The organism is Paenibacillus sp. ALE2 (assembly GCF_054113385.1).
In genome coordinates, this window is record NZ_CM134213.1 from 1,288,533 (window position 1) to 1,311,693 (window position 23,161).

Annotated in this window: 15 protein-coding genes and 1 pseudogene; 3 read left to right on the forward strand and 13 right to left on the reverse strand. The window is 44.5% G+C overall.

Features of this window, described 5'->3' with window-relative positions; genetic code table 11:
• Positions 1 to 5 precede the first annotated feature (5 nt).
• Positions 6 to 1,159: pseudogene (locus ACXHJ1_RS05495) on the reverse strand (RDD family protein).
• Positions 1,143 to 2,009 carry a LysR family transcriptional regulator gene (locus tag ACXHJ1_RS05500; RefSeq protein ID WP_029515299.1) on the reverse strand — a complete coding sequence of 289 codons (867 nt, stop codon included), beginning with the start codon at positions 2,007 to 2,009 and terminating at the stop codon, positions 1,143 to 1,145. The pseudogene ACXHJ1_RS05495 and the gene ACXHJ1_RS05500 overlap by 17 nt, the downstream one beginning before the upstream one ends.
• A gap of 134 nt (positions 2,010 to 2,143) precedes the next feature.
• Between ACXHJ1_RS05500 and ACXHJ1_RS05505 the strand changes: the two genes are divergently transcribed.
• The gene (locus ACXHJ1_RS05505; RefSeq protein WP_457905743.1) at positions 2,144 to 3,133 is read left to right on the forward strand and encodes a zinc-binding dehydrogenase; all 990 of its coding nucleotides are present in this window, start codon (positions 2,144 to 2,146) and stop codon (positions 3,131 to 3,133) included.
• Positions 3,134 to 3,219: 86 nt separating this feature from the next.
• Here ACXHJ1_RS05505 and ACXHJ1_RS05510 read toward each other — a convergent pair whose 3' ends face one another.
• The 3 genes from ACXHJ1_RS05510 to ACXHJ1_RS05520 form a co-directional block, all read right to left on the reverse strand.
• On the reverse strand, positions 3,220 to 4,611 hold the full coding sequence (locus tag ACXHJ1_RS05510) for an MATE family efflux transporter (protein ID WP_017427856.1): 1,392 nt from the start codon (positions 4,609 to 4,611) through the stop codon (positions 3,220 to 3,222).
• Positions 4,612 to 4,886: 275 nt separating this feature from the next.
• Positions 4,887 to 6,257, reverse strand: a complete 1,371-nt coding sequence (locus ACXHJ1_RS05515; protein ID WP_457905744.1) for a glycoside-pentoside-hexuronide (GPH):cation symporter — start codon at positions 6,255 to 6,257, stop codon at positions 4,887 to 4,889.
• A 27-nt stretch (positions 6,258 to 6,284) separates the two neighbouring features.
• Positions 6,285 to 8,228, reverse strand: a complete 1,944-nt coding sequence (locus tag ACXHJ1_RS05520) for a glycoside hydrolase family 127 protein (RefSeq protein ID WP_457905745.1) — start codon at positions 8,226 to 8,228, stop codon at positions 6,285 to 6,287.
• 193 nt (positions 8,229 to 8,421) lie between these two features.
• Here ACXHJ1_RS05520 and ACXHJ1_RS05525 point away from each other — a divergent pair, with 193 nt between their 5' ends.
• The gene (locus ACXHJ1_RS05525) at positions 8,422 to 9,300 is read left to right on the forward strand and encodes a helix-turn-helix transcriptional regulator (protein ID WP_016820150.1); all 879 of its coding nucleotides are present in this window, start codon (positions 8,422 to 8,424) and stop codon (positions 9,298 to 9,300) included.
• Between the two features lie 110 nt (positions 9,301 to 9,410).
• Complete coding sequence (locus tag ACXHJ1_RS05530) at positions 9,411 to 10,808, forward strand: phytase (protein ID WP_457905746.1); 1,398 nt, start codon at positions 9,411 to 9,413, stop codon at positions 10,806 to 10,808.
• A gap of 150 nt (positions 10,809 to 10,958) precedes the next feature.
• Here ACXHJ1_RS05530 and ACXHJ1_RS05535 read toward each other — a convergent pair whose 3' ends face one another.
• From ACXHJ1_RS05535 to ACXHJ1_RS05570, 8 genes are all read right to left on the reverse strand, one after another.
• Positions 10,959 to 14,699: an alpha-L-arabinofuranosidase C-terminal domain-containing protein gene (locus tag ACXHJ1_RS05535; RefSeq protein WP_457905747.1), complete on the reverse strand. Its 3,741-nt coding sequence runs from the start codon at positions 14,697 to 14,699 to the stop codon at positions 10,959 to 10,961.
• Positions 14,700 to 14,904: 205 nt separating this feature from the next.
• On the reverse strand, positions 14,905 to 15,897 hold the full coding sequence (locus ACXHJ1_RS05540; RefSeq protein ID WP_457905748.1) for an SPFH domain-containing protein: 993 nt from the start codon (positions 15,895 to 15,897) through the stop codon (positions 14,905 to 14,907).
• Between the two features lie 21 nt (positions 15,898 to 15,918).
• The gene (locus ACXHJ1_RS05545) at positions 15,919 to 16,713 is read right to left on the reverse strand and encodes a TPM domain-containing protein (protein ID WP_330721337.1); all 795 of its coding nucleotides are present in this window, start codon (positions 16,711 to 16,713) and stop codon (positions 15,919 to 15,921) included.
• A complete protein-coding gene (locus ACXHJ1_RS05550; protein ID WP_457905749.1) occupies positions 16,710 to 17,744 on the reverse strand; it encodes a TFIIB-type zinc ribbon-containing protein in 1,035 nt (344 codons plus the stop codon). The genes ACXHJ1_RS05545 and ACXHJ1_RS05550 overlap by 4 nt, the downstream gene beginning before the upstream one ends.
• 26 nt (positions 17,745 to 17,770) lie before the next feature.
• Positions 17,771 to 18,430 carry a PspA/IM30 family protein gene (locus ACXHJ1_RS05555; protein WP_457905750.1) on the reverse strand — a complete coding sequence of 220 codons (660 nt, stop codon included), beginning with the start codon at positions 18,428 to 18,430 and terminating at the stop codon, positions 17,771 to 17,773.
• 178 nt (positions 18,431 to 18,608) lie between these two features.
• Entirely contained in the window at positions 18,609 to 19,451 is an 843-nt protein-coding gene (locus tag ACXHJ1_RS05560; protein ID WP_457905751.1) for an aldo/keto reductase, read from the reverse strand.
• Positions 19,452 to 19,729: 278 nt separating this feature from the next.
• Positions 19,730 to 22,114: a phosphoketolase family protein gene (locus tag ACXHJ1_RS05565; RefSeq protein WP_457905752.1), complete on the reverse strand. Its 2,385-nt coding sequence runs from the start codon at positions 22,112 to 22,114 to the stop codon at positions 19,730 to 19,732.
• Positions 22,115 to 22,406: 292 nt separating this feature from the next.
• Positions 22,407 to 23,129: a GntR family transcriptional regulator gene (locus ACXHJ1_RS05570; protein ID WP_016820141.1), complete on the reverse strand. Its 723-nt coding sequence runs from the start codon at positions 23,127 to 23,129 to the stop codon at positions 22,407 to 22,409.
• Positions 23,130 to 23,161: the final 32 nt, after the last annotated feature.

Here is a 23,161-nt window from a genome sequence, read left to right on the forward strand (position 1 = left end):
TCACGTTACATCATGTTCATTTCACGGAAACTATCTCTAATCTTGCGCAGCTCTTGCTGGGCTCGACCGTATCGGGAAGCGTAGGTCCAAGCAAGCACTTGATGATAATGCGAAGGCGTTTCAATCGTGGTCACATTATACATGATCGGAATCCCGTCTACTTCTCCTTTTAGGGTGAATTCAATGGCTGGGTATCCATTCACCACCCTGTCGGAGGCCAGCCCCAATTCGGGGTCCGTAATTTCTGACACCAAATGGTCTTCAATAATCCCTTTATATTCTTGAAGGGTCATACTGCTGTCAAAGTCGCTTTTCGGTTCAGACAATACAATCAAATATCTATCGGTAAATTCATTTTTAATGGAAATATCCGCTTCCTCATTAATCCCATTATCTCGTGACCAATTCCACGGAGCCGTAATCGCAAACTGGTTATCCTTACTGATAAATACCTCTGGCTTCACGATTTGAGTAATGAGCGTAGAAATTAAGGATACAGCCAAGACAATCGAAGCGATCGTCATCAGGATGATTGCTCCTGCAATAATTCCGTTTTTCTTTCTGCCTACCTTCCCCAAATCCCGTACCTTAACTACATATGTATTGGCGACCATATCTCCAATTCGTTGTTTCCGAGGTGTCACCAGCACACAGATGCCGGCGGGCAGCCCCCAGAAAAGCAGCGGATTCGTATCCACCAGATATATGAGCGTACGGATCAACGATTTAATCATGCCTGGTGGCCTTCCTTCTCCATTCACAACCTGAATACGAAGTACAAACTTGCCCAGCGTATAGCCTGTAAGTCCTTCCAGTAACAGATAATAGCAGAAAGAGCCAATCAAGAAGAGAATTACTACCATGCCCAGATTTGGAGTTCCCGTTTCAGATAGTTTCTTCGTTGTGAAATAAACCAGCCCTCCATACCCAAAGACGATAAGAATGAAGTCAATCATCCAGGCGGCCCATCTTCTGAAAAAGATAGAGGCTCCGTATGTAATGTCTCTGATAATACCGCCATCCTATCTGGTTCTCGTCGTTGATAGCCGCCATTCCTCACAAATTCTCCCGGTGCTACTGTAGATGGATTTTTCGATAAATGATGTTCTTCCAAATGATACACCCCTGATGTCAATTTAATCCTAGTTAAGTATAGCATCCTTTTTCATCCAGTGGAGCAAGCCTGACAGCGCACTGGAGTAAGCCGAATCCCGCCGATGAACAAACCACACCTCTAATTTGCTATATGTTTCGGGTAAACGGTGCGAAGCAATCCTTCCCGCCTCCTTCGCCTTTACAATTGACGAGTGTGGAAGCATGGACACCCCCAGGCCAGAGGCTACACCACCCACAATGACTTCCAATGTCCCAAATTCCATAGTCTGATACGCATCTACACCTGCTTCGCTCAGAAAGCTTTCCGCTCTTGCCCGATGTGTGCAGCCTATATCGAAGAACAGCATAGGCTTGGCGAGCAACTTGCTCATATCACTTTCTCCCGGTTCCGAAATAAGCACCAACTCCTCTTCGAAAGCCGCCATATGCTCTATATTGGGATCATCGACAGGGCCATAGACGAATGCCCCATCTAACTCGTAATTCAATACCTTTTGTACAAGAGCATGCGTCCCCCCGGTCATAAGCGACAGATGCACATCAGGGTATTGAGCGTGATATCCCGTCAATAATGAGGTTAGATGCGTAACCGCAGTCGTCTCAATCGAGCCCAGTCGCAACGGTCCCGCAGGCTGAGCCGAATATTGAGTAGACTTCTCTGCCTCGTCGAGCAAGGTAAGTATGGATTCTGCATACTCCAGCAGATTCTCTCCTGCCGATGTTAGCGTCATTCCGCGATTAGATCTGCGAAATAGCGGTACGTTCAATTGTGCCTCAAGCTGCTGAATCCGCGAGGTCACATTGGACTGTACATAGTTCAACACTTGTGCAGCCCTTGTGATACTGCCCTCGCGAGCAACCGCCCGAAAAATTTTCAAATCACTGCTTTCCATATATACATCACCTGCTTGGTATGATCATTTATGATACTGACGTTCGATTTTGTTCATTTTACCGGATGCTTGCCGCTCTGTACAATTCAAAGTACATGCAAATGCATCTAAAATCGATCACAGGAGGCTTTAAAATGAAAGCTGTAATACATACCGGCAAAAGCGGCCTTGAGGGCCTGATGTATAAGGACGTTAAGGACAGACATCCGGGGCACGGTGAAGTGAAGGTCAGACTCAAAGCCGCAGGCTTGAATCATCGGGATCTGTTCCTCATGGCGGATCGAACCGCCAACGACGCTCCACTCATTCTCGGATCGGATGGAGCAGGCGTGATCGAAGCTATAGGCGCTGGCGTTCCAAACTCGCTGGTTGGCACTGAAGTAATCATCAATCCTTGTACCGGATGGGAAAAGACGCACCTCGTTCCCTTGGTTCCTGCCATTCTGGGCGGTCCTTCGGATGGAACATTGGCCGAATCGGTCATCATTCCCGCTCAAAATGCCGTCAGCAAGCCAGCTTACCTGTCTTGGGAAGAAGCTGGGGTACTGCCTCTGTCTGCCTTGACCGCTTACCGCGCTCTCTTCACTAGAGGCCAATTGCAGCAAGGGAATCATGTCCTCATTCCCGGTATTGGCGGCGGGGTAGCCACGTATGCCATGCTTATGGCCTTAGCAGCAGGCGCACGGGTCAGCGTCACATCACGTAGCGAAGCCAAAAAGCAAGCTGCTCTCGCCCATGGCGCTCATCATGCATTCGACAGTGATAGCGATTGGAAAGAAAGTATGAACGGAGACACCGTGGATCTGATCCTTGACAGCATCGGACCCGCTACGTTCGATAAATATCTGGATGTCATCAAACCGGATGGTCGAATCGTTACATTTGGTGCAAGCTCAGGAGATCACATAGAAATTCCGCTTCGCTCCATATTTTTCCCACAGATTAGCATCATCGGTACCTCTATGGGGAGCAGCGAGGAATTCGCAGATATGCTCCAATTCATGGAGCGTCATTCCCTTCATCCCATTATAGACGGCGTCTTCCCTCTACAAGATACGGCGCAAGCCTTTTACCGTATGCAGCAGGGAGCGCAGCTAGGCAATATAGGGATCAGCATGGAGTAATACGCACGTAACCATATGCGTCTTAGAAAAAAATCCACTACTATAAAGGGCCTCATCCGAGGTCAATTTTATAGTAGTGGACCTATTCAGTCGATCAAACGATGCTGAACCCATTTGTTGCCGCGGAAGCGCCAGAGGAAAACGATCCCCCGCACCCCCCATTCAATATCCATGGCCAGCCAAACACCAACAATTCCCCAATTGAACACAATACCCAAAACATATCCCAGCACTACCCGACATAGCCACATGGACAGCATTGAGGTGAGGGACGTAAATTTAGAATCACCTGCCGCCCTAAGCGCAGAAGGTGTGATAAAGGCGATGGACCAGAGCGGAATCTGGGCCAACGTATTAATCAGCATGACCATAAAAATGTCATCTACAATTTCAGCAGGCGGATGAAACAGCCCTACCATCGGCTTAAACAAAGGCATTAGGATCAGCCCCATTACAATAAACGAAGCGGAAGACAGCCAAATAAACGATTTGGTAAACTTGCGGGCATCGTGTACATTTCGCCGCCCCATGCATTGACCGACCACGGTCACAATTGTAAGAGCCAGAGCATTCGCAGGAATTTGGAACACGTTAGCTAGGGATGAGCAAATGGCATTCGTCGCCAATGCATTGGTCCCCAGGTTCACAATGAAAATTTGGGTTAAAATTTTACCCCCATTAAAAAACATCTGTTCCGCCGCAAAAGGAAGACCAATAAACAGAATCTTTTTAAGCATAGCCAGATTAAAATAAAGCATATCCCTAAGCTGGACACGCAAGTCATCATCTACCCTGACCAAATAAATCAACGCGCAGGCAGCCCCTGCATATCTGGACACATTGACTGCAATCGTCATGCCCAGTACACCCATATCCAACAAGTTAATAAATACGACATTCAGCAGCACGTACGAAAGGTTCATGATAAGCGAAAGAGCCAGCGATGCCCTCGTCTTGCCGATCCCTCTCAGCGCTCCACATACCGCTTCAACAATCGCAATCCCTACAAAAGACATACAGCTTCCCAGCAGGTACACCTTGCCGTTAGCCAATACATCAGGCGAGGCGGAGCCAAACAGCACACTTAAAATTGGATTGTACAACACGATCATAAACAGACTGATGCATAAGGCCAGCAAGGAAACGGAGGATATGGTACCGGAGGTTGCTTTAGAGACCATAAGGTCATTACCGCTTCCCTTATACTGCGCCACAACAACCGTCCCCCCGGTAGACACAGCCACAAATACATTAATTAGAAAAATATTTAATGAATCAATCATATTTACAGCACTGACCGCCGCCATCCCCGACGAACTGATCATTGCTGTGTTCACCAAATTAAGACCCACAATAAAAGCCTGATCAATCAGAAGCGGGATAAACAGGGCAATAATCTGCCGATAGTCAATGGACTCTCCTGAAAAATGTCTATTTAGAAAGCCATGCGTTCTCATCCTTACACTTAGTTGACTCATATCATCACTTTCTTTTTATCAAATTGAAAAAAACCCTTCAACAGAAGAGTCTTTCATGGCGAAAAAATGTATAAAGTTGCAAGGCTAGATGTCTCTGGCTCTTGATTCTGTACACTTTTCTCTACATAGAAGTATCACTCTAAAAGAAAATTCTGTCAATGGTTTTGCTCACATTTGAATAGAAAAAACTTAAAAACCTGCTCAGCTCAGTGAACAGGTTTTTAAGCAGCATAACCATGTTATAAAATGTCATTAATAACTTGTTAAGTGAATACTTATGATCTTCTCGCAATTAAGTCTTGTTGAATAGAAGCTTCATTCTTCTCGAATTTCTTATAGAAAAACATAGGAATGATTCCGATCAAGAAGACGATAAACGGCAGCCAGATGAAGCTGAACTGAATGCCAGACAAAGCAGTCGGGGTCTGAATCTTTCCAGCAATATAGCCTGTGCTACCCATAACCCATGCTGGCAATAATCCGCCAATTCCGCTACCCGCTTTAATACAGAATGCGCTTCCAATAGAAGTCAGGAATCCACTTGCCCGAATTCCATTTTTCCATTCCCCGTAATCTACTGTATCGGACAACATTGCAAATGGCATCGAGCACGCAAAGCCTGATCCTAATGCACCTATGATCCAACCGGCAATAATAAGGGTTAAGTTTGTACTCCCCATTAAAATCACGACTTGACCTAGTGCAGCTAGTATCAATCCGATAATCATGATCGTATTTTTACTTAATTTTCTGGCGAAAAACGGAATCAGAACCATCGAGATCAATTGCAAAGAGGTCAATCCATTGATTAAAGGCACCAAGTCCTTACTATCCAGATTGTATTGCAGATAAAAAATGAGCGTGGCAGAACGAATATTCAAGCCGATCCAGTAACACAGGTTAGCAGCTACAACGAGCATCCAGGGCCAGTTTCGCTTGATAGCTGTAAAGCTTTTAGCAATCGGGACAGCTTTCGTTTTCACTGCCGCATTCTCACGCAAATCGGCAAACGCTATGAAAAACATAATAATCGCCATGATTCCAAATAAAACGAGTGTTAAAGAAAAGCCTTTTTGATCATTCCCCTGTCCAAAGAAGGCTACGAGGGGTAATGTGAACGTCGTGGCGATGAAGAAGCCCACGTTTCCCCCGACCATACGGAAAGAGTTCAAGACCACACGTTCATTGGAATTGGTGCTCAGGTTAGGCAGAATAGACGTAATCGGCGTACTGATTCCCGTATACAGGATACCCGCTATGATATAAGTGATAGCCGCGTATGCAATTTTCCCCGATTCACTCCAATTGGGCGTCGTAAACGTAAGGACCATGAACACGGCAAACGGAACAGCTAGCCATAGAAAATAAGGTCTGCTCTGACCATATTTGGACTTGGTCCGGTCAATCAGGATGCCCCAGATCGGGGCATCAATGGCATCAATAAAACGGGTGATAAATAGTAATGTTCCGGCAATCCCGATAGAAAGACCGAATACATCTGTATAAAAATATAACAGATAGCTGGAGATGACACAGTATAGTAGATTGCCAGCCGTATCCGTTAATGAATAGCTGATTTTACGATGAAAAGGAACGGTACTGGTTGCTTTTTCAGGTGGTTCCGTACTCACAATTCTCGTACTCATGATCTTTCCTCTCCCCATGCGAATGAATTATGATTCATAAACCCATACACGCATTTCCCCTTTGGCCCGATTACACCAGGCGTAGTAAGGAATAGCGGTAATTTGTTGAGGAACAAGTTCAAGGGGCTCCGAGCTGTATAATGCATTCGAACTTTTTACCCGATATCCCTCTATGGTCAGCTTTACAATGCCACCTAGCAGATTCTCGCTAAACTCTTCTGTAATAGGACTATCCTTTGGTAATCTTAACCCTGCCAGGTTCGCTCCATTATCGGCTTCTTCCAGACAGTACACGACTGGACCGCGTTGGAGAGCAATTTGCTGCTGGTTCATGGAGACAAGCGGGTTGCTCCGAATGCGCTCGACCGGCATAGCCAAATGCAATGTGACCACATCGCCGTCCTTCCAAGTACGCTGAATCTCGACATAGCCTTTTTCCAGATGGTCTATGGAGATAGCTTCCCCATTTACCTTGACCTCTGCCTGCTTGCACCACCCTGGAATTCGCAGTGCCCACTTAAATGCAGTTGGCTCTGTTACATGGATCGAAAGAGCAAGATCCGCATCCCACGGATAATGATGAGTTTGTGTAATTTCAACGTCTTGGCCAGATAAATTCATGTTCACCTTGCTGGCAATATACAGATGCGTATATAACGTATCATCAGTCTGGGTGTACATATTGTCCTCCACTGATGCAATCATTCGCGCCAAATTGGGCGGACAGCAGGCGCAGAAGAACCATTTTTGCCGTTCTGTTTTTACATGTTCCTGATCCTTTCTCGATTTTTGAAAAGGATTGACTTCCAGCGGATTCACGTAGAAAAACCGTTTCCCATCCAGATCCATTCCGCTGATCGTTCCGTTGTATAACGCGCGCTCCAAAACATCGGCATATTTCCGGTCCGGCGCTAAGCGCAGCATGCGGTTAGCCCAGAAGGCCAGCCCTACAGAGGCGCAAGTTTCGCAGTACATGCTGTCATTGGGAAGATCATGATGGCAAGTGAACGCTTCCGCGTTCACCGTAGACCCGATTCCGGCGGTAATGTACATTTTGTGGTTCGTGACATCATCCCACAGCGTTTCACAGGCTTGTAACAGGGAAGCATCTCCCGTTTTTGCGGCCAGATCCGCCATCGCAATATACAAATACACTGCTCTTACCGCATGGCCGACGGCCTCTTTTTGTTCCCGTACAGGTTGGTGTGCCTGCTGGTACTCAAAGCCTAGGCCAAAATTAATGTTGTTATCATCATTCCAGGTGGGCTCTGTTTGAATATGCTTTCTCTTTTCTTGCTCCTCCACAAAATAAATTGGATGCTGTCCCCGCTGTTGGATAAAATATTGCGCTAATTTAAGATATTGTTCCTTAGCCGTTACGTCGTATAATTTGATCAAGGCCAGCTCAATTTCTTCATGGCCCGGATAGCCTTTCCTTTTCCCTTCTTCTGTACCAAAAGTCTGCTGAATCAGGTCTACGTATTTCTCCATAATGTGAAGAAATTTCGTCTTACCTGTCGTTTCATAATAAGCAACAGCCGCTTCTATAAAGTGCCCGGCACAATACAGCTCATGATTATCTCTTAGGTTCGTCCAGCGATTATCGGGTTCCTTGAGCAGATAATACGTATTCAGATACCCATCCTCAGCTTGAGCTCTTCCCAACAGTTCAATAACTTCATCGGCTCGCTCTTCCAGCGCAGAATTTGGATGATCCCTTAAGCTAAAAGCGACCGTCTCCAGCCATTTGGCAAGATCACTGTCCTGGAAAACGGTTCCATAATACTCCCCACTGGATTCCCCGGCTGCAATTCTAAAGTTCTCAATCGCATGGCTGGGTTCTGTATCTGGTAATTCATCATTTAATGCTTTCCACTGATAGGGAATGACCTCTTCCGCCACAACCTGCTTATACTTTTTCCAAAATGAATCATCGACGATGACATGCTTTACTGGCTTTGCCGTTTTCATTGAATAAACATCCCTTCCTGGAAATAGAACGCTTTCATTTTTGAAAAAATAAGGATAAAGTAATGATAATATCGAACAAGCTAACCTGAGCGCCCATTGCTACAGTCCTTATTTTATCAACCTGAATTTATAAAAAAAATCGCAATCTTTAACTAAAACTTATACGATTTCACACACAAAGGAGCTGACTTCTATGAGCAAAACAGACTTTCTATCTTTCCTTGTCCCTCCATTGCCCTATTTCATAGAGGGAAATTTTACTACATATCAAAAAGGGGACTGGCATCCGAATCGCTATAACTTGGGTTATTTTGACGTAATTATCATTAAAGAAGGACTACTGCACATCGGTGAGGAAGATGAATCGTGGAAGATAACTGAAAATCATGCTCTCATTCTTGAGCCGGACAAGCACCATTTCCCCATAGAGGCATGTACAGAACAAACCTCCTTTTACTGGTTTCATTTTCAAACCAACAGTATGTGGTGTGCCCAATCCTCGCCGAATTTTATTATCCCTAGCACCCCCATTCCTGAACTGCATTTTCACTCAGAACATACCACCATCCATCTACCCAAATATCAGAAATTAATTAATCCCCATGAGCTGTTCTCCAAATTGGACTATTTACTAGCCTCTACTCTAAAAACCCGAAAGCTGGCTCTATGGGAGACTCAACAAACATTTGTGAATATTTTTCAGAGTTTGGAATATGATGAGAATTATAAAAGCAGTTCCTCCAAGTTAGCTGAACAGATCGAAATTTTCTTAAAACAAAACTACAGAAATGCGATTACTAATAAAGACCTGGAGGCGCATTTTCACGTACATCAAAATTATCTTGCTAGATGCATGAAGGCCACCTTTCAGCGCACACCACTTGAGTATTTAATGGACTACCGTCTGGATCAGGGACGCAGTCTTTTGCTGCAAACCGACTGGTCCATCCAACAAATTACGGAGGAAACAGGATTCTCCCAAGCCAGCTATTTTTCAAAGTGCTTCAAGGAAAGATTCGGAATGTCGCCGAAAAATTACAGACAACAATATTGGAAACCAGCCACCAATTGAATGTTTACGTCTCTTTTACATTTCTTTTACATTTTGATTGTATTCTTTTGATATTGTCGCTTTATACTGAGTCGGTTATATCATTTTTACATCAGAAAAGGGGCATACATATGAAGTCAACTAAACTAGCATTATTAACCATGTTAACAGGAATTCTGGTATCACCAGACCTGATCCATGCGGCAGACACTCAACCATCTGGGTATGCACCACTACGAACACAAGCAGATAAATTGGGGGCAACTATTACATGGGATAGTGATGACCATTCAGTGTTGGTCAAGCTGAAAAATGGCATAGTCGGGACTTTTACAGTCGGCGAGAAGCAATATCGTCTAGCCGGCCAAACCGGAAAAGCGGACCGAGAAATTAAGATGATCAATGGAAATGTATATCTTCCTACAAAAGTGATTACTGCGCTTGAAGCAGAAAATAGCAAATATGCAGATCCTAAAGACGCAGTTCCCACCTATAAAGTGACCCCCTCTGTCGAAACAGAAGCCGTGGAGGATGGAGAAGATGCAGCTGATGACCCTGCGATCTGGCTCAATCCGGTTGATCCGGATAAAAGCAGAATTTTAGCTACCAATAAAGGAGGCGGAATTTTAGTCTATGATCTAGATGGCAAGCAACTGCAAAACATGAAAGTCGGAAAAATGAACAACGTGGATCTTCGTTACGGTTTCACATTGGGCGGTAAAAAAATTGATATCGCAGGCGCAACCAATCGTACCAATAACACGATCGATATCTTTGCCATTGACGGTGAATCAGGAACATTAACCAACGTGGTTGATAAACCTATTAAAGCAACCATGAAAGAAGTATATGGATTCAGTTTGTACCATAGCCTCAAGACAGATAAGTTTTACGCACTCGTTTTGGGCAAAGAGGGCGAATTCGAGCAATATGAGTTGACTGACAACGGAAACGGCAAAATTGCCGGCAAGCTTGTCCGCCAGTTTAAGCTGGCTACGCAATCCGAGGGCATGGTCGCCGATGATGAATATGGTACGCTGTACATTGCTGAAGAGGATTACGCCATTTGGAAATATAGCGCCGAGCCAGACGGTTCATCCAAGCCGCTGCAACGTATTGATATTGCAGATGGACGCAGACTTCACGATGACATAGAGGGACTCACATTGTATTATGGCAAGGACGGCAAGGGGTACCTGATGGCCTCCAGTCAAGGCAACAGCAGCTATGCGATCTATGAACGACAAGGCGACAATGCCTATATTAGCAACTTCACGATCGGCGACAGCCCTACCGTAGATGGTACGTCTGTCACAGACGGTATTGATGTTCTTGGCTATGGATTAGGCAAGAATTTCCCTCATGGTATCTTCGTTGCACAAGATGACGAAAATCTCCAAAACGGCAAGAAGTTAAATCAGAACTTTAAAATGGTACCTTGGGAACGAATTGCTACAGGTGCTCCTACCCCGCTAACGATAGACGATGGCACCAATCCGCGTGAATTGGTAAACAGAAGCACGAAGTAATGCCCGTCAGGGAAATCGAGACAACAACGTTCTGACTTGATCCATAGAAAAAGGGGTGTCCTAAAAGCCATAAAACGGCTACTTGGGACACCCCTTTTTGTTTTTAAGCGGGAAAAGGTTCCAACATCCTTACCTTAACTATCTCGTACCCTACGCTTTAAGATCCAGTACCAGTACATTTACCGAATTAGCCGGTAATTGTAAGAGGACAGAATCTGTATGAAGTGTGACCTGATGTTCGGTAGGCACTACCTTTTCATCATTTTTCTTATTCACGTTAGGTACATGAACAAGCGAGGAATCGCCGGTTAGTGTAATCAGCTTGGCGCTGGACTCAACATTCAAATCTTGTAGATTCAGCTGCGTTGCCTTATCTACGTTGTCGGCATTCACAAGCTTCACATATACATGTTCAGCATCTCGGGTCACCGAATGAAACACGTCTCTGTTATAAGCCTCCAGCTTGTAATCCAGCACTTTGCTGGTTGTCTTGCCGTCCGTGTAGGAGCAAATCAGGTTGCTGCCCGTTTCTCCCCCATAGTTCACCGTGATGGTGTAGTCGGTATTATCGGCCAGTTCTTCATAGCTGGCTGCTCTCAAGTTGCCCGCAGCTGTACTGGAAGAGTAGTCACCCATGGTATAGCCTTCTATGCCTTGCTTGTAAACCTTCACGCCGGTAGCATTGCCGCCATAGCCAATCGCGTATTCGATGACGTTCTTTTTCTCAGCGGTAATATCCGTGAGACCTGCGCCCACATAAAAACCGTCCGTGCCGGAAATGCGGGAAGCAACGACCTCTACCTTATAGTTGTTCCAGCTGTCGTTCAAGATGTACAGGCCGTTCAGCCCGCTATCTTGGGCTTTGAGGACAAGCCCCTTGCCTTCCTCCACCGTATATCCCACGGAACCAGGAATAACCTTCCAGTCTGAATTCAATGCCTTGGTAAAATCTTGATCCAGCAGCACACTGCCGTCCTTATTCGAAGTAACAGTCACACGCTTAACCACAACCTCGGCGTTACCTGTCGCGATCTCAATTCCACCCTGAGGAATGAGGTCAATTGGCTGGCCGTTTTTGTAAGTAGAGAACGAAGTGGCCAATACTTTATTCCCCAAATATTTGGCATACATTTGCTGCACATAATAGTTTGGTGTAAACCATACAGTTTCGTCATCGAACCAGATACAATCCGGCGTCCATCTGTACGTTCCGTCCGTCAAGACTTTGTTAAACAGCGGCGCATAGGCAGCCAACCGGACGACGTCGGCATTATTTTCGAAGCCCGTCATCACTGCTGCTTCTGCGACTGCGCCTGCCAATGTATTTTTATCTGTCGAGGCATACTCCCCAACAAACACCTTCGACGTTTCTTTCCAGTTGACACTGCCATCAGCGTTATAAGCTCTATAGTAATAATTATAGCGGTCCACATTATTCAACAGATACTCATTAGAACGGTAATAGTGCTCATCGGCAATGGTGTCCATATAGTCTTTTTGCTTCTCATACCAGGTTACAGTTTCTTCCGTCACCTGGTTACCGTCCGCAAAAGCAACCTTGGCAGAGCCCTCCATGTTACCGCTCAGGAACTTCCAGCCCTGTTGATAGGCATCGTCGTCTGCTTGAGCGCCAACCGTGGAGATAATGTGCAGCTCATATCCTGGGTAGTTTTTCTCCATGTACTCATCAATCGATGTCTTGAACACTTCAAAGTTGGCGAAGAACTCTGTGCCCCAGTTTTCGTTCCCCACGCCCAGATAACGCAGATCGAACGGTGCTTCATGGCCCATTTTTTTACGCATGGCGGCCCATTCATTGTGTTCAAAATCAACGCTGATCGCAAAGTCGATCAGATCCGTAAAATTCTTGATATAGTATTCTCTTAATGCGCCGCCAGCCGGATGAGCATAATCCGAGCGGGCTTGGCAGAGCACACCACAGGCCATAACTGGAAGCGGAGCTGCATTGAGGTCTTCTGCCAACTGGAAGTATTCCATATAACCAAGACCCATGGTCATCATATAGCCCCATACATTAAAGTTTTCCTTGCGCAGCTCGATATCCCCAATGGATTCCTTCCAGTCATATACGTTTTCCCATATAAACGATCCTTCGGAAATACATCCCCCTGGAAAACGCAAAAACTTCGGATGCATGCCGACCAGTGCGTTCACCAGATCTTTTCTCAATCGGTAGTTCGGATTACCCTGATAGTTGGCGTGTGCCGATGGGGATTGCTCTTCCTCTCCTGCCCCCCATACATCTTGTGGGAATAAGGAGACCATATCAATGGAAATGTCGCCTTCAAATGTAAGCGCCAGCTGCCCCAGAATCGTAGCTGTACCTGTCAGTACCAGCTTGGAGTTGACGCCATATTTTTTCCATGTGTTTCCACCTTCCACCTGTACGGTTACCGAATCACTGATAGCCTTCTCCTTCGAGTCTTGAAGTTGCAGTGTGATTGTACCCGCAGATTCGGCCTTTGCCCAGATGGTAAACTCATACTTGGCACCTTCTTGGATGGACATGGCACAATTCTGGTTAGAATCGGAAAAGCCTTTGTTTCGAATCGTTGCCCCATCCGCTACCGTCACATAATAAGAGTTCACATCCTTGTCTTTTGCACCCAAAAACTCATTTAATCCACCGCTATGTTGTGGAGCCATCTTGTCCGTATCACCAGACCAGGCGAACAATGGATTGCGGTTCCGTCCTGTAGAGCAGCCGCATTCACCAGAAGCATGGGAATACGTATCAAACTCAAAGGATTCGAAGGAGCGATTTTGTACAAGTTCTGCATATATCCCGCCATCTGCCGCGTTATTGATATCTTCGTAGAACAAGCCGTACATCACTTCGCTGACATCCACAACTTCTTTATTCCCATGAATGGTCAGCGTGTATGGAGGCAACTGTTCTGGAAGAACGGATACTTCAAAGCTTTCTTCTATCCTGCTTGAACCTCTGGTCAAGAGAGCCGTAACGGTGACTCCCTGTGCGGAAGTAATCGCCTGAACCTGACCATGGTCAGAGAGTATACTAGGCTGGCTGGATTTCCAGGTCACTTCTACTCTTCCACCCATCAGAACCGTTGGCAGAGCTATGTCTTTGGTTATAATTGTCGTCGGAAATGATAAATACTTATCTCGGGCAAGCTTCACGATCTCTTCATCTGTCAATGAATCGCACATGACCTCAATAATTTCATCCGCCGTCAAACCTGCTTTATAAATTCGGAAGTCCGAAACCGAGCCAGCAAAGTCTACATCGGCTGCATGTTGGGAACGACCGATAAAATTGTTACTATAGTTGGTCGTATCTGCAAATGTTTCGAACCATTTGCGCAGCTTGGCATAGTTACCACTGGAGGTTTGGCTAATGGAACCGTCTGCTGCCACTTCACCATTAACATATACCACCGGTCCCGCACTGCTTAATGTACCGCCTTTTGTGCCGATGACAGACAGGGCTATGTGCATCCACTCATCCCTGACAAAGCCTCTTCCTGGGTCTACGGACAAATCCACCTCAGTGAAAAGAGTTCCGCGCAGATTCCGTGTCATAAACATATAAGGCCCAGTATGCGCCTTACCAAAGTCAAAAACACGTTCCCACATATCCGTGAATCTGCCGAAGTTTACCCAAGCCGTCACTGTAACACCGGTGTTATCGCTTACATCTTTGAACAGATCGGAAGGGAGCTGAATATAAGATGTTCCGTTGGGTCCTCCCTCAAGTGCCAAAGCCGCTCTTCCTGTAGCATGGGAGATCGTAGGTGCTGCTGTGCCTGAAGCAATCCCGTCATTACCTTGTCCGGAGCTATCCTTGCCGACGTTCTCTGCATCATCAAACTTGTACCGCGCAATGATTTGATCTTGGAATTTGGTCATCTTTGTGGCTCCTATACCTATAGTTTATTAATGTAATACCTAATTAGTTAATATAAATACATACTATATAGCTATAGTACCTTATCCTGTGTACTTTTTTCAATCCAATAAATCAGATTTATAAAGAAAATGCTTGAACAAACTACAATAAAAAAGCAGTTATCACAGAGAATACTCTGCAACAACTGCTGTTTGGTTTACAAAGCTATCCGTTCAATTTATGTCCACAATTCGGACAAAAGTTAGCTCCCTCGTTTTTTGTACCACAATTCGGACAAAAATTTGGCCTTTTACCGTCGCCAGAAGGAGTGGGGGTATCGGGTGCAGGCTGAGTCTCAGCCTGAGGCTGTTGACTTGGGTTCAAATTTTTCATCATTTCATTGGCTATATTCATGCCCATCATCATACTCGCCATATCCGACGCAGCACCGCCGCCTTTTACATTCCCCGATGCCATACCGTCAGTCATCGTCACTTGTTGGTACTTTTGCAGATTACCGATCATTTCATGAGAAGCCGTCTTCGTAATCATATCCTGAATTTCTTGAGGATAATTGAAGCTCATCACATGAAAGCCTGTAATCGTCATACCGTTGTCCATCACTTGCATATCCAGGTCTTCTTGAATGCCCTTCGAAATATCAGAAGCATTTGCCTGTAGATTAAACATGTCCTTGCCTTCTCTGCTGATCCACTTCATCAATAACTGATCCAACACCGAAGTAATGCGTATTTTAACGTCCTCTACAAGATAACTGTCCTTTACCCCGGCAATCTTATCAATAAGCGTAACATAATCATTTACTTTAAAATTAAACGTACCGTTGGCCCGAATCGGCATCCCGCCTGGCAATTGGGGGGTCGGAATCAAAACCGGATTTTGTGTTCCCCATTTGACCGTAAACTCCTTCGTATTAACGAACAAGACCTCCACCCGCATGCCGCTGTTAAAACCGAACTTGAACCCTTTTAATGTCGATAGAAATGGAATAATATCCGAGTCCATGTTATATGACCCTTCATTCTCAAAGATACCCTCGATCTTGCCGTTATTGACAAAAATCGCGTCCTGACCGGAGCGGATGATTAATTTACTGCCTTTTTTAATTTCACGATTGCTCCATTTCCAAAAAATCATATCATCCCTAAATTCTTCCCATTCTACTACATTTGCAAATTGATTTCTGAAGAATCCCATGTGCTGTATCCATCCCTTCCGTTAAAATGATCCTCTGCTGCCACTATGCGAATGACCGCCGCTGGTGGTTCCGCCCCCTCCGCCTGATGAGCTGCTGCTACTGCTCTTTTCAATCTTCCGCTTCGTTGTCGTGGTGTGAGTGTACAGATCTTGATGTGCAAGAACCCCTGAGGTGCTTGCATCCTCGTAGGTCTGCCGATTTACCGTAACCCGACCGCCGGAACTCGAAACCATCTTACCTACAATAATAGACGCCAATCCCAGCGCAATCGCCAAGTGAAGCCAGCCTTTGAAAAATATACTGTCCGGATTCACCCCTGGGCGGATAGCCAAATATTTGTGCGCGCCGAGAATATACTTTTGAAAGGCAAGTCCATAGTTGCCATTCGTCAGATCCGGGGTAATTTCATGGCGGATTTTCGTAAGCCTGTCGTCATCCAGATACCGTTCTGCCTTATAAAATCCGGCCAAGTACACCTCTCTATTCCTCATATCCATCGTTAAGATGACTGCATTTCCATGAGCCCTGTCATACCCTGGACCATGATCATCATAAAAATCCTGTGTCATCTTCATAACATCCATATTGTCGGGATTGTTGGTCGTATAAATAATAATGTCTGTCTCTCTTTCAGCTCCGTATTGATTAGCCATAGAGTTCAACACATCATACTCTTCCTGATTAAGTAGACTCGCCTCGTCAAAAATCAATGGCTTCATCTCTGTCGTTGCTACTTCGCCCTTCATTTCCATAGGAACCGCTAGAAAAACAGCAAAGAACAACAAAACAGCCACAATGGCTCTATATTTTTTCAATAGAATCCTCCCCCCATTATTAGCCAAGTTATGAACCTTAATGAAAAGAGAGTTATGCCGAAAATGCCTGCAAACCAAGCTGTCACTTTGAACTTGCTAATCGGAGGCTTACCAACTACTTTGCCCGTCTGACCGTTCATCGCAAACGTATGCTCCAATTGATTGTAGTCATAGTGGATGACCCATACTGGGAGCAGGACATAATCCGCTTGTTTTAATGTAGTATCAATTTGCTTTTCCGTGTAACTCACAGACGTATACTCTGACACCGTGGACTGAATATAAGCATCAATATATTCCTTCACTTTGTCTTTCACGCGCGGGAAAAGCTCCTCTTCGTTATAACTATACTTTTCCGCAATATAGCCCGCTAAATATGGCGTTTTAAAAGATTTGAGCTGATCATAAGGAAAAGGCTCCAATTTATCCATCAGCTCGTCATTCATTTTCTCCGCAGCATCAATCGGAACCTTCACGTAATTCAAACGGATTTTCCGATATACATCAAAATGCTTCGTTTCTGTATATTCGTAATCTCCGCTCGTATAGGTTCTCACTTGGGTACCTTCACCTTGAACCTCAATTTGATTATGTAATTCATATAACCAGAAGGGGACATACATACCGGTTATTCCCTTGATTCGATCGGCTATCATAAATCGGTTCGGTGTCAGACGGCCATTCTTGCACCATTTTTTGAACGCAGCTATGGCTTCTTCCTTGCTGATCGAAAAGGGAATAACCTGCGCCGGAGCCAGCTTCCCGGTCAGTCGATCACCCAGTACCACGGCAGAACCACAAAAGCTGCACACCGTTGCACTCGTCTCCACTTCGGTCATAATCACTGCTCCACAGTTATTGCAATGATACTCATGGGCCTCATCTTCTGAAAAAACACGATTGGTCAGAGGATCAGGAATCGTATCGATGTTGTCCTCTCTTCCGCAGCTATGGCAAGATAACATTCCTGTCTCACTGTCAAAGACCATGCCGCTGCCGCAGTTGGGGCATTTGTATTCGATAACCGGCATCTGCTCACCTCTTCATGTAGAAACTATTATGATTCTTTGGAATTGATTTTCTGCTTGATTGCAGCCAGCTCATCTTCCGCATTGGTACTCTTCTCATATTGCGTGAATAACGCATCCAGGTCGTCCTTCGTCTCTCCCCGGAGCTCAGCTATCGCCATCGCTTCATCATATGCCTTGTTTGCCTTCTCTTCCAAGGCTTCGAATACAGAATCATGGTCGCCCATAGCATTCAAGGTTTGCTGTGCTTTGGCGATCGCCAGCTTCCCTTTAAGTTCGGCACGCCGCACTTCCAGACGCCCTATATCGGACACCAATTTCTCCTGCATTTGTTTCATATGTACGGCGTTTGCCGAAGCCAAGTCATAAGAGGTCTGTAACGATTCCAGTTTCTCTGCCTGCAAGATTTTACGTTCCAGAAACTTTCGAGCCTCATCTTCATTGCCAGCTTCCACAGACTTACTTGCATAATGCTGGAGCTTTTTGATCTCAGCTCTACATTCATCCAGTGCTCTTTTCGCTCTTTTCTCATCAGCTAGTACCGAGGCCGTTTCCGCTTTCACCTTGCCCAGATCACTGTTCAAGTTCCGCATATGATCATCAATGGTCTTCTCCGGATCGCTCGCCTTATCCAATAAGGCGCTGATATTCACCTTCATAATATCCTTAAACCTTGATAAAATCCCCATGATGCCCTCCTTCAAAAAGACTGCATTCCCCCATATCATACATCATATCCGGTTAAAAATGTTCATCATTCATCATAGCTATATTCAGGCCTATCGCATCCTTTCCGCTATTACTAAAAAGCAAAGGGTTCAAAAACCCTCTACAGATTTTTGAACCCTTCGAATTCATTGTTGTAGATTACAGTTCTTCATAGGAATTGGGGTCCTGGTCCCATAGCCGTCCATCTTCCCTGCTAAGCGCTGAAATCATGTTCATTTCCTCTGGTGACAACTCAAAATCAAAAATGTCCAGATTTTCCGTCTGATGTTTTACAGAAGAAGCCTTAGGAATTGGGATCGCTCCCAGTTGAATATGCCAACGTAAAATCGCTTGTGTCGCGGTTTTGCCATGAGCAGCGGCAATTTTCCCAATCTCTTCATTTTCCATCATGCTGTGACCGCGACCCAAAGGGCTCCACGATTCCGTCACAATGCCCTGTTCAGCATCTTTTGCACGCTGATGCTCCTGGTTAAACAATGGATGCAATTCAACTTGATTGATGCTCGGCGCGATACCTGTTTCCCGAATCAATCGTTCATTATGCTCAGGCAGGAAATTGCAGACCCCGATCGAACGAATATAGCCCCGCTTCTTCGCCTCAATCAATGCCTGCCAGGCTTCAACATACCGATCGATTTTGGGATTCGGCCAATGGATCAAATACAGATCATAATAGTCCAAACCGCCTCTATATAGTGACTCTTCGATCGTGACAATGGCTTCCTGATATGCATGTCGACGACCTGGAAGTTTGGAGCAAATCAACAATTCTTCTCTCGGTACTGAACTCTGCTGGACAGCTTTCCCGACAGCGCCCTCATTTTCATAGTTAAAAGCTGTGTCAATCAGACGGTAACCCGCATCAATCGCGCTGGTTATCACTTTTACTCCATCTGCACCCTTCAACCCAGCAGTTCCAAATCCAATGGCAGGCACCTTAGTGCCATCATTCAATACCTTCTCTGGAATTTGATGGTTCATATTAACAGCCTCCTCTCCTATTCTCTTATACCATAACACCTCTTCAATATTCAGACAAAATACAGTGAACCATTCGGTTCCCATATACTTATTACCCACTTGCTCGTGACTTCCTTATTAAATTCTCAGTGTGCTACATCAAAAAGTGCCTGATCCCCGTTGAAATCCTACTTGAATTCAAGGGGTCAGGCACATCTATACTACTACTAAATCATATATTCCAGCTCATACTTGACTGCTTGGTTGTCCAACACAAAGCTGAAATGTACTATACTTTTTTATTTCAGGCCTTCCCATACCCAGTTCTCTACCTCTGGCAAGTCAATACCTTCTTCACGAATGAACTGATGATGTTTCTTAACTATTGCATCCATTTCATCCGCAATATTTGCGTACTTTCCAGCGTTAGGTAAGCTTAGAACAGCTTCCTTCACCAAGTCAAAACGGTCCATTTGATTCAATACACGCATATCAAATGGTGTCGTAATATCGCCATTTTCACGATAACCATGTACATGCAGATTATGGTTATGACGATCAAAGAACAGGTCTTTGATCAGACCTTCGTAACCATGGAAAGCGAATACGACTGGCTTGTCCTTTGTGAAAAATTGGTCAAACTCAGCGTCAGATAATCCACGAGGATCTAACTTTTGGCTTCTCAGCTTCAGTAAGTCTACTACGTTGATGTAGCGAATCTTCAAGTCAGGCAGTTTTTTATGCAAGATCGAGATCGCAGCTAAGCTTTCAATCGTTGGCTCTGTACCAGCAGAAGCGATGACAATATCAGGCTCTCCGCCTTGATCTGTACTTGCCCAGTCAATAATCTTCAACCCTTTGTCTACCAATTCTTTCGCTTCATCAGCAGAGAACCATTGTGGACGTGGGTGTTTGGACGAAACAACCAAATTGATCTTTTGACGGTCATTTAAAATAGTGTCAAAAACAGCTAAAAGAGAGTTGGCGTCAGCTGGCAAATACTCACGAATAAATTCTGGTTTCTTATCAGCCAAATGACCTAACAAACCTGGATCTTGGTGTGTATACCCGTTATGATCCTGTTGGAAGACCGTTGAAGTTGCTACAACATTCAATGATGGGATATCTGCACGCCATCCTTGATCCGTTGCTTTACGCAGCCATTTGAAGTGTTGAGTGATCATCGAGTCAACCACACGCAGGAAGGCTTCGTAACTTGCAAAGAAACCATGACGACCTGTTAACACGTAACCTTCCAGCAATCCTTCAGCTTGGTGTTCAGATAATTGGGAATCAATGACACGACCATACGATGACAAGAATTCATCATTAGGCTCAATAATTTGATCCATCCATTGGCGTTTGGTTACTTCAAAAACAGGTGCCAAGCGATTAGACATCGTTTCATCAGGCCCGAAGATTCTGAAATTACGATTCTCTTCATTTAAAACAACCACATCTTTAACGTATTTGCCCAAAACCGACATATCTTGCGCAATCACTTTACCAGGCGTGGAGTTATCCAGCGCATAGTTACGGAAATCAGGCAATTTCAAGTCTTTAATAAGGTTACCTGCATTCGCAACAGGGTTCATTCCCATTCGTTTATCGCCAGTAGGTAAAATTTCAGCAATCTCAGCTTTTAAACGACCGTTTTCGTCAAACAATTCCTCTGGTCTATAGCTATTCAGCCATTCTAATAAAGCAGGTGCGTGCTGCATATTTTTTTGATCGACCGGAATTGGAACCTGGTGGGCACGGAACGAATTTGTATTCGGCACGCCGTCCCATTCCTTTGGACCTGTCCAGCCTTTAGGGGAACGGAAGATAAGCACTGGCCACGCCGGACGAGTAAGGTCATTATTTTCACGCGCATTCTTTTGAATAGCTTCAATCTTTTCGATGGCAGTATCCAATACTTTCGCCATTTCTGGGTGCATGTGATCAGGATCTTCACCTTCAACAAAGAATGGTTCCCAACCCAAACCTTTAAAGAACGAGGTTAACTCTTCTTTTGATTGGCGAGACATAATCGTTGGGTTACTAATTTTGAAGCCATTTAAATGTAAGATCGGCAGCACTGCGCCATCCGTGATTGGATTGATAAATCGGTTAGAGAACCACGAAGCGGCCAATGGACCCGTTTCAGCTTCACCATCCCCAATAACAACAGCCGAGATCAGATTCGGATTATCTAAAATAGCACCTACACCATGAGAAAGGGAATAGCCCAGCTCCCCGCCTTCATGGATAGATCCAGGGGTTTCAGGCGCAGCATGTGAAGCAATACCGCCAGGGAATGAAAATTGTTTGAACAGTTTCTTCATACCTGGGATATCCTGCGTGATTTGCGGATAAATTTCGGTGTAGCTTCCATCAAGATATGAATTTGAAACCATAACTTGGCCGCCGTGACCAGGACCTTCAATGTAAAGCATGTTCAAATCATATTTATTAATAACACGATTAAGATGAGCATAAATAAAGTTTTGGCCTGGAATCGTGCCCCAGTGTCCAATAGGCTTAACCTTTACATCCGAATCTTTCAAAGGTTCTCTCAACAAAGGATTGTCTTTTAAATAAAGCTGACCTACTGAAATGTAGTTCGTTGCACGCCAGTATGCATCAAGTTTTTCCAAATATGTTTTAGACGAGTAATCTTCTAACACGGGTGATAAAGCCATGGTGTCCACTCCCTAGTAATTTTGTTTGTAATTTATTTCCGGAAATTTCATCTACATGTACATCATAACGCTACACTGAATTAATTCAACCTTTTTCACAAGTGATACGGTCCAATTTTGTGAAATTTTGAACATACTATGAAATATAAATTAAAAAGACAGTAAAAAAGCTCTTACATTAAAATATATAGCAGGATAAACCAATAAAATTTGTGATAAATGAAGAGTTTGCAGACTCTAATCCTTTTTCAAAACTATAAAAAAAAGACCGGAGAATTCTCCAGTCTTTTCATTAGTGTACCGATACAAAGGTATTAAATTTCAAATATTTGTAGTGAAATCGCATATGCGAAAATTCAAATGGGGTACCGTTATCCAAAAAGAAAACACCCTCCATAATGCCTACGGGTTCATTTTCTTTCAATTGCAGTAGCTTTTGATCATTCTCTTCAGACGGTTCTGCAAAAATAGATAAAAAGGATTTGGTGACGGCCAGGTTCCGCGAGTCCTCCAAATAATTAAAAATGGAACCCTCAATAATGGTCTGATTTAAATCCTGGACAATTTTAATGGGGATATAGCCCGTTTCGATCATAAATGGATCATCATCAAACAGACGCAAGCGAACGATTTTATAAACAAAATCATGAGTGTCCAAGAACAAATCGCGCTGTAGTTCTTCTGTCGGTGGAATGACCTCAAAACTCAATACTTTGATTTTTGGCTTTTTGCCATGCATTTGAAAATTATCAGTAACTCCTAGATTAGAGCCCTCGTAGTTAAAGATAGATTCATTTCTTATGTATAAGGGATTAATAAATGTCCCGGAACCTTGTTTTTTGAAAATAATTCCGACACTCTCCATTTTAGTCAGAGCACGTTTAATGGAACTACGACTAACCTGGTAAGTCTCACTAAGACTACGTTCATCTGGCAATCTCATATCTGCAAACTTTCCAGCGAAAATTTTCATTTTAAGATCGTCAATAATTTGCTTATAGACAAATTGTGTCATATAGTACTCCTCTTTCAGGTCTTCTATAACTC